Source organism: Aliigemmobacter aestuarii (genome assembly GCF_004799285.1).
In the GTDB taxonomy this organism is placed as follows: Bacteria; Pseudomonadota; Alphaproteobacteria; order Rhodobacterales; family Rhodobacteraceae; genus Aliigemmobacter; species Aliigemmobacter aestuarii.
This window is the reverse complement of sequence record NZ_SSND01000002.1, coordinates 23,445-38,842: the sequence shown is the minus strand read 5'-3', so window position 1 is coordinate 38,842 and position 15,398 is coordinate 23,445. Positions and strand designations below refer to the sequence as shown.

At 68.8% G+C, this 15,398-nt stretch carries 12 protein-coding genes; 1 reads left to right on the top strand and 11 read right to left on the bottom strand.

Translation table 11 applies throughout. The annotated features are described in order from the left end of the window. The first annotated feature begins 16 nt into the window (after positions 1-16). On the top strand, positions 17-2,395 hold the full coding sequence (locus E7811_RS09040) for a YbcC family protein (RefSeq protein ID WP_136394324.1): 2,379 nt from the start codon (positions 17-19) through the stop codon (positions 2,393-2,395). Between the two features lie 19 nt (positions 2,396-2,414). Here the strand turns inward: E7811_RS09040 and E7811_RS09035 are convergent, their stop codons facing one another. From E7811_RS09035 to xdhA, 11 genes are all read right to left on the bottom strand, one after another. Beyond that, positions 2,415-3,236 (bottom strand): glycoside hydrolase family 25 protein, encoded by an 822-nt coding sequence (locus E7811_RS09035; RefSeq protein ID WP_136394323.1) that lies wholly within the window; start codon positions 3,234-3,236, stop codon positions 2,415-2,417. A gap of 117 nt (positions 3,237-3,353) precedes the next feature. Continuing rightward, positions 3,354-3,698, bottom strand: coding sequence for a carboxymuconolactone decarboxylase family protein (locus E7811_RS09030; protein ID WP_136394322.1), 345 nt, complete (start codon positions 3,696-3,698; stop codon positions 3,354-3,356). Positions 3,699-3,765: 67 nt separating this feature from the next. After that, positions 3,766-4,404, bottom strand: a complete 639-nt coding sequence (locus E7811_RS09025; RefSeq protein WP_136394321.1) for a DUF938 domain-containing protein — start codon at positions 4,402-4,404, stop codon at positions 3,766-3,768. Beyond that, a complete protein-coding gene (locus tag E7811_RS09020; protein WP_136394320.1) occupies positions 4,401-5,480 on the bottom strand; it encodes an NAD(P)/FAD-dependent oxidoreductase in 1,080 nt (359 codons plus the stop codon). Before E7811_RS09020 ends, E7811_RS09025 begins: the two co-directional genes overlap by 4 nt. 171 nt (positions 5,481-5,651) lie before the next feature. Further along, positions 5,652-6,743: a BMP family ABC transporter substrate-binding protein gene (locus tag E7811_RS09015; protein WP_136394319.1), complete on the bottom strand. Its 1,092-nt coding sequence runs from the start codon at positions 6,741-6,743 to the stop codon at positions 5,652-5,654. A gap of 60 nt (positions 6,744-6,803) precedes the next feature. Beyond that, positions 6,804-7,736: an ABC transporter permease gene (locus E7811_RS09010; protein WP_136394318.1), complete on the bottom strand. Its 933-nt coding sequence runs from the start codon at positions 7,734-7,736 to the stop codon at positions 6,804-6,806. After that, entirely contained in the window at positions 7,736-8,821 is a 1,086-nt protein-coding gene (locus E7811_RS09005) for an ABC transporter permease (RefSeq protein ID WP_136394317.1), read from the bottom strand. The genes E7811_RS09010 and E7811_RS09005 overlap by 1 nt, the downstream gene beginning before the upstream one ends. Before the next feature lie 95 nt (positions 8,822-8,916). Beyond that, positions 8,917-10,452 carry an ABC transporter ATP-binding protein gene (locus E7811_RS09000; RefSeq protein WP_136394316.1) on the bottom strand — a complete coding sequence of 512 codons (1,536 nt, stop codon included), beginning with the start codon at positions 10,450-10,452 and terminating at the stop codon, positions 8,917-8,919. Beyond that, positions 10,449-11,417 (bottom strand): xanthine dehydrogenase accessory protein XdhC, encoded by a 969-nt coding sequence (xdhC, locus tag E7811_RS08995; protein WP_136394315.1) that lies wholly within the window; start codon positions 11,415-11,417, stop codon positions 10,449-10,451. Before xdhC ends, E7811_RS09000 begins: the two co-directional genes overlap by 4 nt. Then, positions 11,410-13,836 (bottom strand): xanthine dehydrogenase molybdopterin binding subunit, encoded by a 2,427-nt coding sequence (gene xdhB / locus E7811_RS08990; RefSeq protein ID WP_136394314.1) that lies wholly within the window; start codon positions 13,834-13,836, stop codon positions 11,410-11,412. The genes xdhC and xdhB overlap by 8 nt, the downstream gene beginning before the upstream one ends. Further along, the gene (xdhA, locus tag E7811_RS08985; protein ID WP_136394313.1) at positions 13,833-15,254 is read right to left on the bottom strand and encodes a xanthine dehydrogenase small subunit; all 1,422 of its coding nucleotides are present in this window, start codon (positions 15,252-15,254) and stop codon (positions 13,833-13,835) included. The genes xdhB and xdhA overlap by 4 nt, the downstream gene beginning before the upstream one ends. Between the last annotated feature and the right edge of the window lie 144 nt (positions 15,255-15,398).

The following is a 15,398-nucleotide window of genomic DNA, read 5'->3' as shown; positions in this document are numbered from 1 at the left end:
TTCCCGGAGACGCCCGATGTTCCTCAAGCATGCGCAGATCGCACCCGCCCGCGTGTCGGACCTTCTGAAGGCCGCCGAAACCGCCGCCCGCGCCATTCCCCCGGCATTTCCCCTGTCGGCCACGGTGGCGGTCAACCCCTTCCTTGGCCAGACCGGCGAGGATCTGGCGACCGCCGCGGCCCGACTGGGCCGGGTTGCGGGCGTCAGTCTGATGCCGCCGCGCGCCCGGCATGCCGCCGAGCTGCGGGCAGGCCGGATCTCCGATGACGATCTGGCCGCCGCCCTGGTCGCCAGCAGATCGCCCCTGAAACCGGTCGATCTGGTGCTGTTGCGCGCGAAGATGGCCGAGGAGGGGCCGGAACCGGTGGCGCTGCCCACCGTGGCCGATCTGGCGGCCCGTGTCTCGGGCACCGACTGGCCGGCTGTGATCGGTCGCTCGTTCGGGCTGTGGGCGGCGGGGCATTTCGACAGTGGGCAGGCGCTCTGGTCACCCGCGCCGGGACGCGGGACCTTTGCCGCGTGGCGCGACTGGGCAATCCACGACCTGACGCCGGAAATCGCGGGGCTTTCGGGGTTCTGTGCCTGGGTGGCCGATGCGCCCGATACGGCGGAACGGGCAATCCTCAGGGCGTGCGAACGGCTGGGCATCACCGAAGACGCGGCGGAAACGGCGTTTCACCGGCTGCTGATGGATCTGGGTGGCTGGGCACAGCACGCCCGCTGGCTGCTGTGGCAGGCCGAGCTGGACGGGCGCAGCGACCAGACGCTTACCGACCTGCTGGCGATCCGCCTGATCTGGGAAGAGGCCCTGGCCGGTCACGTTCCGGCCGTTTCCGACGACTGGGCTGCAACCGTTGCGGCCCATGCCGCGCCGGTGACGCCAACGCCGGATCTGGTGATCGACGCGATCCTTCAGGATGCGGCGGAACGCGCGCATCAGCGCCGCATCGCTGCGCGGCTGACGGGGCCTTCGCCCGAGGCCGGACGCCCGGCGCTGCAGGCGGCGTTCTGCATCGACGTGCGGTCGGAAGTGTTCCGCCGGGCGCTTGAAACGGTCGATCCCCGCATCGCGACGATCGGCTTTGCCGGCTTTTTCGGCCTTCCCGTGGCGCATCGCGCGCATGGCACGGACGAGGTCGCGGCGCATCTGCCGGTTCTGCTGAAGCCCGCCCTTCACACGCACAGCCACGCGGCGCCCGATGCGGAAATCGCCGCGCGGATCGGTGCACGGGCCTCGCGCGCCTGGGGACGGTTCCGGCAGGCGGCGGTGTCCTCCTTCGCCTTTGTCGAGGCGGCGGGCCCCGGTTACGCGGCCAAACTCGTGCGCGACAGCCTGGGCCTGAAGCATGGCGCGCCCGCGCATGATCCGGCCCCCGTGCCGGATCACGGCCTGACGCCCGAGGCCAAGGCTGCCACGGCGGCGGCTGTCCTGAAGGCGATGAGCATGACGACCGGCCACGCGCGCCTTGTGCTGCTGGTCGGGCATGGCGGCCATGTCACCAACAACCCGCATGAAAGCGCCTATCACTGCGGTGCCTGCGGTGGCCAGACGGGCGAGGTTTCGGCGCGCCTGCTGGCGCGGCTTCTGAATGATCCGGAAACCCGCGCCGGTCTGTCCGCGCAGGGTATCACGATTCCGGCCGATACCCGGTTCCTGGCCGGCCTTCACGACACCACGACCGATGCGCTGACCCTGTTCGAGGATGACCCCGCCCCCGATCATGCCGCCGACATCCGCGCGGCGAAGGACTGGCTGGCGCGTGCAGGCAGGATCGCGCGGGCCGAACGGGCCGCCCGCCTTCCCGGCGCGACCGAGACGACGATCGCCGCGCGCGCGCTGAATTGGGCCGAGGTTCGCCCGGAATGGGGCCTTGCCGGATGCGCGGCCTTCATCGCAGCGCCCCGTGCCGTGACCAGGTCCGCCGACCTTGAAGGGCGCGCTTTCCTGCACAGCTATGACTGGAGGGCCGACGAGGGTTTCGCCACGCTAGAGCTGATCCTGACCGCACCGGTCGTCGTAGCCAGCTGGATCAGCCTGCAATACTACGGGTCCGCCGTCGCGCCCGTGGCCTTCGGCGGCGGGAACAAGCTGATCCACAATGTCGTGGGTGGCATCGGCGTGGTGCAGGGCAACGGCGGCATGCTGCGCCCCGGCCTGCCGTGGCAGACCGTCCATGACGGAGAAGACCTGGTGCATGAACCGCTGCGGCTTTCGGTGATGATCGAGGCCCCGCGCGACGCAATCCTTGCCGTCATCGCGCGCCATCAGGGCCTGCGCGCCCTGTTCGACAACGGCTGGTTACACCTTTTCGCGCTGGAAGAAGGCCGGATCGCCGCGCGCTATCGCCCCGGCCTGACCTGGGAGGCCACGCGCGACCTGCACATGGCGGCCTGACCGCCTGGCCGCGCCCGCGCTACTGCGCCCGCGCGGCCAGCCATGTCGCCCAGGCCTCGCGCGAGCCGGCAAAGGCGTTGATGTCCACATCCCCCGCGATCCCCGGCACGACGCCGGTTGAAGTGTATTGCCAGAACGCCCAGTGCTGGCCGGGGTAGCGATCCGACGGGTGGGCCGCCACCGACCGCAGCCAGAAATCGACGCCCGAAAGGCGCCACATCTCGTTCTCCTCGAAGAAATCGACGGTGGTGTAAAGGATCGGCGCGGTGCCGTAGTGGCGGGTCATCATCTCGATGATCGTGCGCGCATCGCGGCGGATCACCTCGGCCGGGCGGCGGATCGTGCAGGTGGGCGAGAAGGGCGTCCATTCCATGTCAAGCACGGGCGGCAGATCACCTTTGTGGCGCGGCACATGGCGGAAGAACCAGCGCGCCTGCTCCTCGGGTGCGCGGCAGTGGTAATAGAAATGATAGGCCCCGCGGCGCACTCCGGCGCGGGCCGCGCCGCGCCAGTGTTCATGGAACAGCGGGTCCACCAGGTCGCCGCCCTCGGTCGCCTTGATGAAGGCAAAGTTCACCCCGTTGGCGCGCGCCGTCGCCCAGTCGACCGAGGTCTGGAACCGCGCCAGGTCGATCCCGTGGACGGGATAGCGGCGTTTGGCCACGGCGACTTCCGGGTGGGGGTCGGTATCGCCGAAGTTCGGCGCGATCACCTGTTCGGCGGGGATTGCCGCCACGGCCCGCGGCCCATGCCGGGCCTGCTTGCCCCCGCCACAGGCGGAAAGCGCAATTGTCGCGGCAAGCAGGGCGGAAACCGTCAGGAAACGAAAAACACGGGGCATGGATCAATCCGGCACAAAGGCATGTGCCGGACAGTCTGCCCAATTGCCGCCGCCGCGTCACCGGGGAAAACCGGCGTGGGCGGGGAATTGCTGCAGATCCCCGATGCACCTTGCCCCTTACGCCTTCGCGGCAGCCAGCTCATCCCAGCAGGCCAGTGCGTGGCCTGCATACATAACGCCGGGGCCGCCGCCCATCTGGATCGCCATCGCCAGCACGTCGCCCAGTTCCTCGCGCGTGCCTCCGGCCTTCATCAGGGCCTCGACATGGAAGTTGATGCAGGGCTCGCAGCGCAGCACAAGCGCCATGCCAAGGGCGATGAATTCCTTTTGCTTCACGTCCAGCGGGCCGTTTTCCTTCACGGCCTTCGACAGCACGCCGAAACCGGCCGTCGCCTCGGGAATGGCCTTGTACATGACGCGCAATTCGTTGCGCATCTCGTCGATCTTGCCCTTGTAGCTCATCGCTCGCTCCTGTTTGCGGTCACCGTGCGGGGATGCCACGCCAGAACGGCAGGAGCCTTGACGTATGTCAAAGTTTGAATGCGACGATCATCAGGTTGTTCGCAGGCATCTCGCGCAGTTGCACATCCAGCCCCCGCGCGGCCAGATGCGCGGTGACGCGGGCGATGTCCTTGTAGCCGATGGCAGGGTCCTGCGCGCGCAGCGAGGCATCGAAGGCGGCGTCGCCTTCGGATGTCGGCCGGCCGTCGCGCAGGAAGGGGCCATAGATCAGGACGATGCCCCCCGTCCGGACGGCGGCCGCCATGCCGTCAAGCACGTTGATCGCCGCTGTCTCGGGGATCAGGTGCAGAAGGTTCACCACAAGCGCGGCGTCCAGGCCTTGCCAGCCGGCGGCCCAGCCCGGTTGCCCGGCATCGAGCGCCACGGGGGCCGCGATCCGGCCCGGCGACGTCGCGGCCCATGCGGCGATGGAGCCGAAGTTCTCCGGGTTCACATCGGTGGGGTGCCAGTGCCAGCCCGCAAGGTCCGCCGCAAACCGCGCCGCATGCTGCCCTGTCCCTGAGGCGAGTTCCAGAAGACGGCCCCCGGGCGGCAACACATCGCGCAGAACAGACAGGATCGGCGCGGCGTTCCGTTCGGCCGAAGGGGCGTGTCGGCGGCCGTCGGGCGTTGTCCCCGCGCCGCTGTCGGGCAGGCGCAGGCTCATCCGAAGCGCGCCGGATCAAGCGCCGCGACCAGTGCGGGCGGCAGGTCGGGCGTGCGCCCCGCGATCCTGTCGGCCACAAGCCGCGATGCGGCGGGCGAGGTCTGGAACCCATAGCCGCCCTGTCCCGCGACCCAGAAGAAGGACGGCTCGCGCGGGTCGGGGCCGATCACCAGCACCCGGTCGGGGGAAAAGGTGCGCAGGCCCGCCCAGTTGGCGATCATCCGGGTGACGGGTTCGGTCACCATTTCCTCATAGCGCGCCAGTCCTTCGGCCAGCACCATGTCATCGGCCCAGGCGTCATGCGGGTCCATCGGATGTTCCTCGGCGGGCGATACGATCAACGCCCCGGCATCGGGCTTGGCGTACCAGGATTCGCCCGATCCGAACATCATCGGCCAGCGCGACACATCCAGCCCGCCCGGCGCGGGGATGCGCGCCATGGACCGGCGGTTCGGTTGCAGGCCGATGGGCTTCACCCCGGCCATTCCGGCCACCGTGTCGGCCCAGGCGCCGCCCGCATTCACGATCATCCGCGCGCTGTGCGCCTGCCCCGTCGCGGTCGTCACGCGCCAGCCCGCGCCCTCGCGCGCGACGGCGGTGACGCGGGCGCCGGTTTCAACCCGTCCGCCCTTCGCCCTGATCCGCTTCACATGCGCTTGCAGCAGGTAATCGGTGTCGATGTCCCAGGCATGATCGGCCACACCGGCATAGGCCGTCGTCGCCATGTTCACGATCGGCACCCGCGCCTTTGCCTCGGCGGGCGTGATTTCCTGCAACTGGAACCCGGCAAGGTCCTTTTCGAAGGCCGCGCGCTGGCCTGCCTGTGCCAGGATAAGCAGCCCGCGATCCGACAGAAGCATGGGGTCGGCGCGAAAGGCGGGCTCCGAGGCCAGCGACAGCTCGACCACCGGGGGCAAGCCGTAGCGCGGCTCATAAAGCGCCGCCGACCGACCCGAGGCATGATGGGCGACATGCGCCTCGGCCTCCAGAACCAGCACCCGCCCGAGCGCGGCAAGCTCTGCCCCCGCCGAAAGCCCGGCGATCCCGCCGCCGATGATCAGAAAATCCTGTTCCATGGCGGCCAAACTGGCATGCAGGCGGCGAAAGGAAAAGGGGGCCAAGGCGAACCTGCCGTTCAACCTGATCCAAATACCCTCGGGGGGTGCGGGGGGCAGACAGCCCCCCGCCGCCGCCAATGGAAAAGGCCCGCCACGGGGGCGGGCCTTTCCGGATCCGTCAGCGCCCGCTCACTGCGGGATTTCGGCGGTGATTCCTTCGACGTAGAAGGTCATGCCCAGAAGGTCGCCGTCGGGTGCGGTCACGCCATCGGCCAGCCAGGCCGAACCGTCCTGCTTGTTGATCGGGCCGGTGAACGGGTGGTAGGTGCCCGCCGCGATCGCGTCGCGCATCGCCTCGGCCTCGGCCTTCACGTCGGCCGGCACGGCCTCGGTGATCTCGCCGATCTCCACCTCACCCTCGTTGATCCCGGCCCAGGTGTCGGTCGACTCCCAGGTGCCGTCCAGAACCTGGCCCACGCGCTTCACATAGTAGGGCGCCCAGTTGTCGATGATCGACGAGACGCGCGGGCTCGGCTTGTAGTCGGCCATGTCCGAGGCCTGGCCGAAGCCGATCACCGCTCCGTTCGTCTTGGCGGCCTCGGCCAGCGGGGCGGTCGAATCGGTGTGCGAGGCGATCACGTCCACGCCCTGCTCGATCATCGCCTTGGCGGCGTCGGCCTCTTTCGCCGGATCGAACCAGGTATAGGCCCAGACCACCGTCAACTCGACATTCGGGTTCACCTTCTTGGCGTGCAGGTAATAGGCGTTGATGCCCATGATCACCTCGGGGATCGGGAAGGACCCGATGTAGCCGATCTTGTTCGACTTGGTCATCTTGCCCGCGATATGGCCCTGGATCGCCCGGCCTTCGTAGAAGCGCGCGTTGTAGATCGCGACATTCGGATGCTCGCGCTTGTAGCCGGTGGCGTGTTCGAACTTCACGTCCGGGAACTTGGCGGCCACGGCGTTGGTGGCGTCCATGTAGCCAAAGGAGGTGGTGAAGATGATGTTGCAGCCCGACAGCGCCATCTGGGTCAGCACGCGTTCGGCATCGGCGCCTTCGGGCACGCTTTCCTGCCAGGCGATCTCGACCTTGTCGCCATAGGCTTCCTTGACGGCCAGCGCGCCCTGATGGTGCTGGTAGGACCAGCCGAGGTCGCCGATCGGACCGACATAGACGAAGCAGGCCTTGGCCTTGTCCATCCCCTGCGCCTGGGCCGCGCCACCGAAGGCCAGGCCCAGACCCAGCGCGGCGGTCGCCAGAAGCGTTCTGCGTTTCATTTCACATCTCCCCTTGGGTGGGCCCGCAGGCCCGGTTGGTGATTGGCCCCTGCGACAGCGTCAGCGCGAGGCATGGAAGTTCTGGCCAAGTGCCGCAGGCGCGTTCAGCGCCGCACGTCCCCGGCCAGAGGACATGATGACCAGCACAAGGATGGTTATCAGATAGGGCGACATCGACAAGTACTCGACCGGGATTCGCGCGCCCGCTGCCTGAAGGTTCAGCTGCAACACACTGATCCCGCCGAAAAGCCAGGCACCCAGCAGAACGCGCCAGGGCCGCCAGCTGGCGAAGACGACAATGGCCAGCGCGATCCAGCCCGCGCCCGCGGTGATGCCGTCTGTCCATTGCGGCACCCGCACGAGGCTGACATAGGCGCCGCCCAGACCCGCCAGCGCCCCCCCGAAGACGATCGCCAGCAGCCGGATCCGCACCACCTTGTAGCCAAGCGCATGGGCGGCATCGTGGCTTTCGCCGACGGCCCGCAGGATCAGGCCCGCGCGGGAATACCTGAGAAAGGCCCAGACCCCGGCCACGGCCGCCAGAGAGGCATAGACCATCCAGTCATGCGAAAACACCACGCGCCCGATGAAGGGAATGTCCGCCAGCGGGCCAAGCGGAACGGGCTGGGTGGGCGGCGGCTTGATGCCCACATAGCTCTGGCCGATCAGGCTGGACAGGCCCAGCCCGAACAGCGTCAGCGCCAGCCCCGTCGCCACCTGGTTGGCCAGCAGGTACTGCGTCAGGAACCCGAAGATCAGCGACAGCGCCGCCCCGCCTGCCGCCCCGCCGAGGAACCCCAGCACGGGGCTTCCGGTCTCGACCGCGGTGATGAAGCCGCAGATCGCCCCCATGATCATCATCCCCTCGACGCCCAGGTTCAGAACGCCCGCGCGTTCGACCACAAGTTCGCCGATCGCGGCCATCAGGATCGGGACCGAGGCCACGATCAGCGAGGCGATCAGGACCGACGGGGTGATGCCGAAAAAATCCATCAGGCGATCTCCTTCCGGGCAAGGCGGATGCGATAGTTGGACAGAAGGTCGACGGCCAGCAGGAAGAACAGCAGCATCCCCTGGAAGGCCTGGATCGCGGCCGAGGGCAGGCCCAGCATGAACTGCGCCAGTTCCCCCCCGATATAGGTCAGCGCCATCAGAAGCCCCGCCAGCAGGATCCCCAGAGGATTGAGCCGCCCGAGGAAGGCCACGATGATCGCCGTGAACCCGTAGCCGGTGGCGAAGTCGATGCTGATCTGGCCTGCGGGGCCGGACACCTCGAAGAACCCGGCAAGCCCCGCCAGCGCGCCCGAGATGCCCATGCAGAGGATCACCAGCCGGTTCGGACTGACGCCGGCGAAGCGCGCCGCGCGCGGCGCCTGCCCCGCCAGCTTGATCTGGAAGCCCAGGATGTGGCGTTGCAGCAGAATATAGGCCGCGATCACCGCGACAAAGGCCACCACGACGCCCCAGTGCATGCCGGTGCCAGCGACCAGTTCGGTGTTGGCCATCGCCGGGATCTGGCTCAGGTTGCGGCTGCCGGGAAACCCGCCACCCTCGGGGTTGCGCAGCGCGCCCAGTGCCATCGACGACAGGATGTTCTGCGCCACATAGACCAGAAGCAGCGAGACGAGGATTTCGTTGGTGCGGAAATGCGTCTTCAGGATCGCCGGGATCATCGCCCAGAGGAACCCGCCAAGGCCGCCCGCAATGATCATGACCGGAAAGATCAGGCGGCTTTCCACCGGATAGACGGCCAGCCCCGCCGCCGCGCCGAAGATCGCCCCCATGATGTACTGGCCTTCCGCGCCGATGTTCCAGATCCCTGCCCGGAATCCCAGCGACAGGCCCAGCGCGATCAGGATCAGCGGCCCCGCCTTCACCAGAAGCTGCGGCCGGGAATAGGCGGCGAACTGCGCGTTGAACAGCGGGTCCCAGAAGATGGTGCGGATGGCCTCGACCGGGTCCTTGCCCAACATGGCGAACATGATCCCGCCCGCGACCATCGTCAGGATCACCGCGACGACCGGGGTCGCGATCGTCCAGGCCCGGCTGGGCGAGGGGCGTTTTTCAAGCCTCAGCATCGCCAGTCCCTTCCTTCCCGCCTTCAACCTGGCAGAAAATACCCTCGGGGGTGAGCCGCCGCAGGCGGCGAGGGGGCAGACAGCCCCCTTTTCTGTCATGCCCCATGATGTGCCACCTCCATGCCATGCGCGCCGCCCATCATCAGGCCGATCTGGTCGATGGTCAGCCCCTCGACAGGGCGCGGTCGCGACAGCCGCCCCTCGTTCAGCGCGGCGAAATTATCCGAAATCTCAAGCAGTTCATCCAGGTCCTGACTGATCACCACGACGGCGGCACCCGCAGCCGCCCGGTCAAGGATCGCCTGCCGGATCGCCGCCGCCGCCGCGGCATCGACGCCCCAGGTCGGCTGGTTGATGACGATGACCGACGGGTCCTGCGACAGTTCGCGACCCACCACGAACTTTTGCAGGTTGCCGCCCGACAGCGCGCGGGCGGCGACATGGGTGCCCGGCGTGCGCACGTCGAAATCCTTCACGATCTGTGCGGCAAAGGCTTCGGCCCCGGCCCAGTCGATGAACCCCCGCTGCGTCAGCCCCTTGCGCACGGCCCCCGACAGAAGCGCGTTTTCCACAAGGCTCATGTCCGGGACGGCGGCATGTCCAAGGCGTTCCTCGGGCGCGGCCACCAGACCCGCGCGTCGCCGCGCCTCGGGGCCCAGATCGCCGACCGGCTGGCCGTTGATCCGCACCCGGTCGGCCGGGGCGCGCAACTCTCCGGACAGTGCCAGCAGCAGTTCGTCCTGCCCGTTGCCCGCAACCCCTGCGATGCCCAGGATCTCGCCCTTCGCCACGGTGAAGCTCACGTTCTTCAGTTCCGTGCCGAAGGGGATGGGCGAGGCGAGCGTCAGGTCGGACACGCCCAGCACCACCTCGCCCCGGTCCGCCCGGCGGCGTTCGGGCGGTGTGAGCGTTGTGCCGACCATCAGTTCCGCCAGTTCGCGCGCCGTCGTGGCCTTGGGGTCCGCCGTGCCCACCACCTTGCCCCGGCGCAGGATCGTCGCCGCGTCGCAGAGGTTTCGGATCTCTTCCAGCTTGTGGCTGATATAAAGGATCGCCGTGCCCTCGGCAGACAGCTGCCTGAGCGTCTTGAAAAGGATTTCCACCTCTTGCGGCGTCAGCACGCTGGTCGGTTCGTCCATGATCAGAAGCTTCGGGTCCTGCAACAGGCAACGGATGATCTCGACCCGCTGGCGTTCGCCCGCCGACAGGTCGCCCACCATGCGGCCCGGATCCAGCGGCAGGCCGTATTCCTCGCTGACCGCGCGGATGCGGGCGGCAAGCTCGCGCATCGGGGGCGGGTTCTCCATGCCGAGCGCCACGTTCTCGGCCACGTTCAGAGCCTCGAAAAGGCTGAAGTGCTGGAACACCATCGCCACGCCTGCGGCCCGTGCCTGCCCCGGCTTCTGCGGCGCGTAATCCGCCCCGCGCAGGCGCATCTGCCCCGCGTCGGGCTTGACGAGGCCGAAGATCATCTTGACCAGGGTGGACTTGCCCGCGCCGTTCTCGCCCAGAAGCGCATGCACCTCGCCCTCGCGGATGGTGAAAGAGACGTCCGAATTGGCCACCACGCCCGGATAGGCCTTGGTGATGCCCTGCACCGACAGCAGTTCGGGGCGGTCTGCGATGGTCATCTTGCCTGCTCCTGTCGGGGTATTGCGGGCGGGGAAACCGCGGAAGGCGTCGTCGCGGCGATCTTTTGCAGCAGCGCGGCGGCCACGCCAAGGGCAATCGCCTGCGGATGCTTGCCCAGACTCGGATCGCCCATCGGGCAGGCGATCCGGGCGATCTCTGCCTGCGGATGGCCCAATTGCCCGAGCCGCGTCCGGAAGCGTGCCCATTTCGTCGCCGATCCGATCAGGCCCGCGCTGGCAAAGCCGCGCGCCAGCGCCGCATGGCACAGGTCAAGGTCCAGCGCATGGGAATAGGTCAGGATCAGATGGTGCGCTCCGACCGGGGCCAGCGCCATCGCGCGCGCCGGGTCTGGCACGGGCAGGGCGGTCACGCCCGGCGGAACAGAAGGGGGAAACCGTTCGGGCGCGGTATCGACCCAGGTCACGGCCAGATCGGGCAGGGGGGCCAGAACGCCCGCCAGTGCCCGCCCGACATGACCTGCGCCCCAGATCCAGACCGGCGCACGCGGGCGCACCGTCGGTTCCACCAGCCAGCCCTGCACCAGCGTCACGGCGGGGGCGATGCCCTGGCCGCGTGCACGGTCCAGAAGCCGCTTGACGATAAGCGGCATGGCCGATCCGACCAGCGGGCGGGCAAAGGCCGGTGCCTCTGCCTCGGGCAGGGACGCCGCCTGCATGACCTCGGTCACCAGCGTCACCGCGCCGCCGCAGCATTGCCCCAGGGCCGGGCCCAGCGGAATGCGCACGATCATCGGCCCGCCCCCTGCCGCCAGCAGGTCACGGGCATGGCGCGCGGCCTCCCATTCCAGCGCGCCGCCGCCGATCGTGCCCGACTGGCCGTCCCGCCACACCAGCATCGAGGCGCCCGCTTCGCGCGGGGCCGATCCGGCGACCTCGGCGATCACCACGCGCGCGACAGCGCCATGGGCGGCAAGCGCCGCCGCAGCCTCTGCCCGGTCAAACATGGCCGCGCACCCGGTTGATCGCGGCAAGCACGCGTTCTGCGGTCGCGGGGGCCTGAAGGTCGGGATAGACCGTTCCGTCGCCGCAGGCCGCCACCGCATCCGACAGCGCCATGAAGGCCGAGATCCCCAGCATGAACGGGGGTTCGCCTACCGCCTTCGACCGGCCGATCGTGTCTTCGCGGTTCGGCCGGCCCCAGAGCGCGACGTTGAACACCGGCGGCGCGTCCGAGGCGGTCGGGATCTTGTAGGTCGAGGGCGCGTGGGTCGCCAGGCGGCCCTTGCCGTCCCAGACCAGTTCCTCGGTCGTCAGCCAGCCCGCACCCTGCACATAGGCGCCTTCGACCTGGCCCAGGTCCAGCGCCGGGTTGAGGCTCGCGCCCGTGTCATGCAGGATGTCGGCGCGCAGGATGCGGTTCTCGCCCGTCAGCGTGTCGATCACCACCTCGGTCGCGGCCACGCCATAGGCGAAGTAAAGGAACGGACGCCCGCGCCCTGCCTTGCGGTCCCATTCCAGCTTCGGCGTGGCATAGAACCCGGTCGCCGAAAGGGACACCCGCGCCTGATAGGCGCTGGCGGCGGCCTCGGCAAAGCTCATCGCGGCGCCGCCCACCATCACCCGGCCGTCGGCAAAACGCACGTCTTCGGCCCGCGCCTGATGGCGTTCCGCCAGGTGGTCCGCGATCCGGTCGCGCAGCGTCAGGCAGGCCGCCCGCGTCGCCATCCCGTTCAAGTCCGACCCGGAAGAGGCCGCCGTGGCCGATGTATTGGGTACCTTCTGCGTATCGGTCGCGGTGATCCGGACCTGATCGGTTGTCACCCCGAACACATCCGCCGCCACCTGCGCCACCTTCTGGAACAGCCCCTGTCCCATTTCCGTGCCGCCGTGATTGAGGTGGATGGAGCCGTCCTGATAGACATGCACCAGGGCGCCCGCCTGATTGAGGTGGGTCAGGGTGAAGCTGATCCCGAATTTCACCGGCGTCAGCGCCAGCCCCTTCTTGAGGATCGGGTTCGCGGCATTCCAGGCATCCACCGCCGCGCGCCGCGCGGCATAATCCGCGCTCTCCGTCAGACGGTCCGTCATCGCGCGCAGGACGCAGTCTTCGACCGTCATCCCGTAATGGGTGCTGTCCAGGACGATCCCGCCCTTCATTCTGGCCGAAATATCCTCGGGGGGGGCCAGGGGAGGGACCGGGGGAGGGACGGGGGGGGCGGACGGCCCCCCCGGCGAATGTGGTCCAGCGAACCGGTGCCCTGTGCCGGGGGCATGGCCCTCGGCCTCGGCATAGTAGTTCGCCCGGCGCACGGCCAGCGGATCGGCCTTCAGGGCATGGGCGATGTGGTCCATCACCCGTTCGATCCCGATCACGCCCTGCGGGCCGCCGAAGCCGCGGAAGGCGGTGGCGCTTTGCGTGTTGGTCCTCAGGCGGTGGCTTTCGATTCTGACCGCGGGCAGGTGATAGGCGTTGTCGGCATGCAGCATTGCCCGATCGGCGACCGGCAGCGACAGGTCCATCGACCAGCCGCAGCGGAACAGATGGTCGAATTCCACCCCCGCGATCCGTCCCCGGTCGTCAAAGCCCGCCCTGTAGCGGATCTTCAGGTCATGCCGCTTGCCGGTGATCATCATGTCATCGTCGCGGTCATAGCGCATGCGGGCGGGGCGCCCGGTGCGGTCGGCGGCCACGGCGCAGGCGATGGCCAGCGCGTTGCCCTGGCTTTCCTTGCCGCCGAAGCCGCCGCCCATCCGCCGGACCTCGACCCGGACCATGCTCATCGGCCGGTGCAGCGCATGGGCCACCTTGTGCTGGATCTCGGTCGGGTGCTGGGTGGAACACAGCACATGCATGTCGCCGCCCTCGCCCGGAACCGCCATCGCGACCTGGCCTTCAAGGTAGAAATGTTCCTGGCCGCCGACCTCGATCTCGCCCTCGATCCGGTGCGGGGCGGCGGCGATGGCACCTGCCGCATCCCCGCGCGACCAGATCACCGGGCCGCCCTCGAACCGGCTGCCCGCCGCCATCGCCTGTTCGACGGTCAGGGTCGCGGGCAGTTCCTGATGATCGATCCGGCCCAGACGTGCCGCGCGACGGGCGGCCAGATGGCTTTCGGCGATGACCAGAAAGACGGGCTGGCCCACGTAATGCACCGTTCCGGTGGCCAGCAAAGGCTCGTCCCCGATCGAGGGGCTGCAATCGGGCACCTCGTCGAAATCCGCCGCGGTCAGCACGGCCAGAACGCCCGGCGCCGCCCGGACCGCCGAAAGGTCGATCCCGGTGATGCGCGCATGGGCGACGGTCGACAGGCCGAAGGCCAGATGCACCGCATGGCCGGGGGCGGGCAGATCGTCTGTATAGCGCGCAGCACCCGTCACATGCAGGGGCGCCGCGTCATGGGGCAGGGGTTTGCCGATGGTCATGGCGCGACCTCCAGCACCGAGACGGGATCGCCCGCCAGATCGTGCCAGTAGCGGACCAGCATGTTGCGCGCGGCTTCCAGCCGGTAGGCGGCCGAGGCGCGCATGTCGGTCATGGGCGTGAAATCCCGGTCCATCGCCGCGGCGGCGGCCTGAACGGTGGCTTCGGTCCAGGGCTGATCCAGCAGCGCCGCCTCGACCGTCAGGGCGCGTTTCGGTGTGCCCGCCATGCCGCCGAAGGCGATGCGCGCCGCTGCCACCCTGCCGCCTTCCACCGTCACGTTGAACGCGCCGCAGACGGCCGAGATATCCTGATCGAAACGTTTCGACAGCTTGTAGACCCGCAGCGCGGGCGCGCGGGCCGGGATCGTCACCGCCTCGACGAATTCGCCGGGCTGGCGGTCCTGCTTGCGGTAGTCGAGGAAGAAATCCTCGAGCGCGATCTCGCGCCGGTCCGGCCCGCGCCGCAGGTGCAGCCGCGCGCCCATCGCGATCAGCGGGGGCGGTCCATCGCCGATGGGCGAGCCGTTGGCGATGTTGCCGCCGATGGTCGCGGCGTTGCGCACCTGTTCGCTGGCATAGCGGCGCAGCATTTCGTCAAGCGACGGGAAGTCGGCGCCGATCGCGGTGCGCAGTCGCGCGATGGTCACGCCCGCGCCGATGCGGATGCTGTCGCCCTGCCGTTCGATCCGCTGAAGGTCCGCGATCCCGTTCAGGAAGGCCACCCGCCCGAGGTCGCGCAGCTGTTTCGTCACCCAGAGGCCCACATCGGTTGCACCCGCGACCAGCGTCGCGTCGGGGTTGGCCAGATACCAGTCGGCCAGCGCGTCCGAGGTCGCAGGGCGGAAGGCGCCGGGGGGGCTGCCTGCCCCCCCGGACCCCCCCGGGGGTATTTCGGTCAGGTTGAAATCAGTCCGGGTCAGCGCGTCACGGTCGGCGGTCATCCAGTCCGGCACGGGTGCGGACTCGGCCGCCTTCGCGGCGCGCAGGATCGGTGCGTAGCCGGTGCAGCGGCAGAGGTTCCCGGCCAGGTGGTCGGCGTGATCGGTCGCGCCGTTCAGATGGGCCGTCGCCATCGAGACGACGAAGCCCGGCGTGCAGAAGCCGCATTGCGACCCGTGCAGGTCGACCATCGCCTGTTGCACGGGGTGAAGCTGCCCCGCGGGGCCCGCGATCCCCTCGATCGTGCGCACGGCCTTTCCGGCAAGCTGTGGCAGGAACAGGATGCAGGCATTGAGCGCCCGGCTGCCTTCGGCATCGGTCACCATGACGGTGCAGGCGCCGCAGTCGCCCTCGTTGCAACCTTCCTTCGTGCCGGTAAGCCCGCGGCTTTCGCGCAGCCAGTCGAGAAGGGTCCGCGTCGGACTTTCGCCCGACATGCGGACCGGCGTTCCGTTGAGCAGAAACGCGATCTCGGTCATGTATTCAGTCCGCCGCCTTCTCCCCGTTTGGAGCGATCTGCGGGGTCACCCGATGCGGCGTAAAGTGACCCACGCGCCCCTTTTCCCTGTTATCCTTCGATGATAAGCAGGCCTCGCAGCGGTCTGGCAAGCGGAAATTCTTCG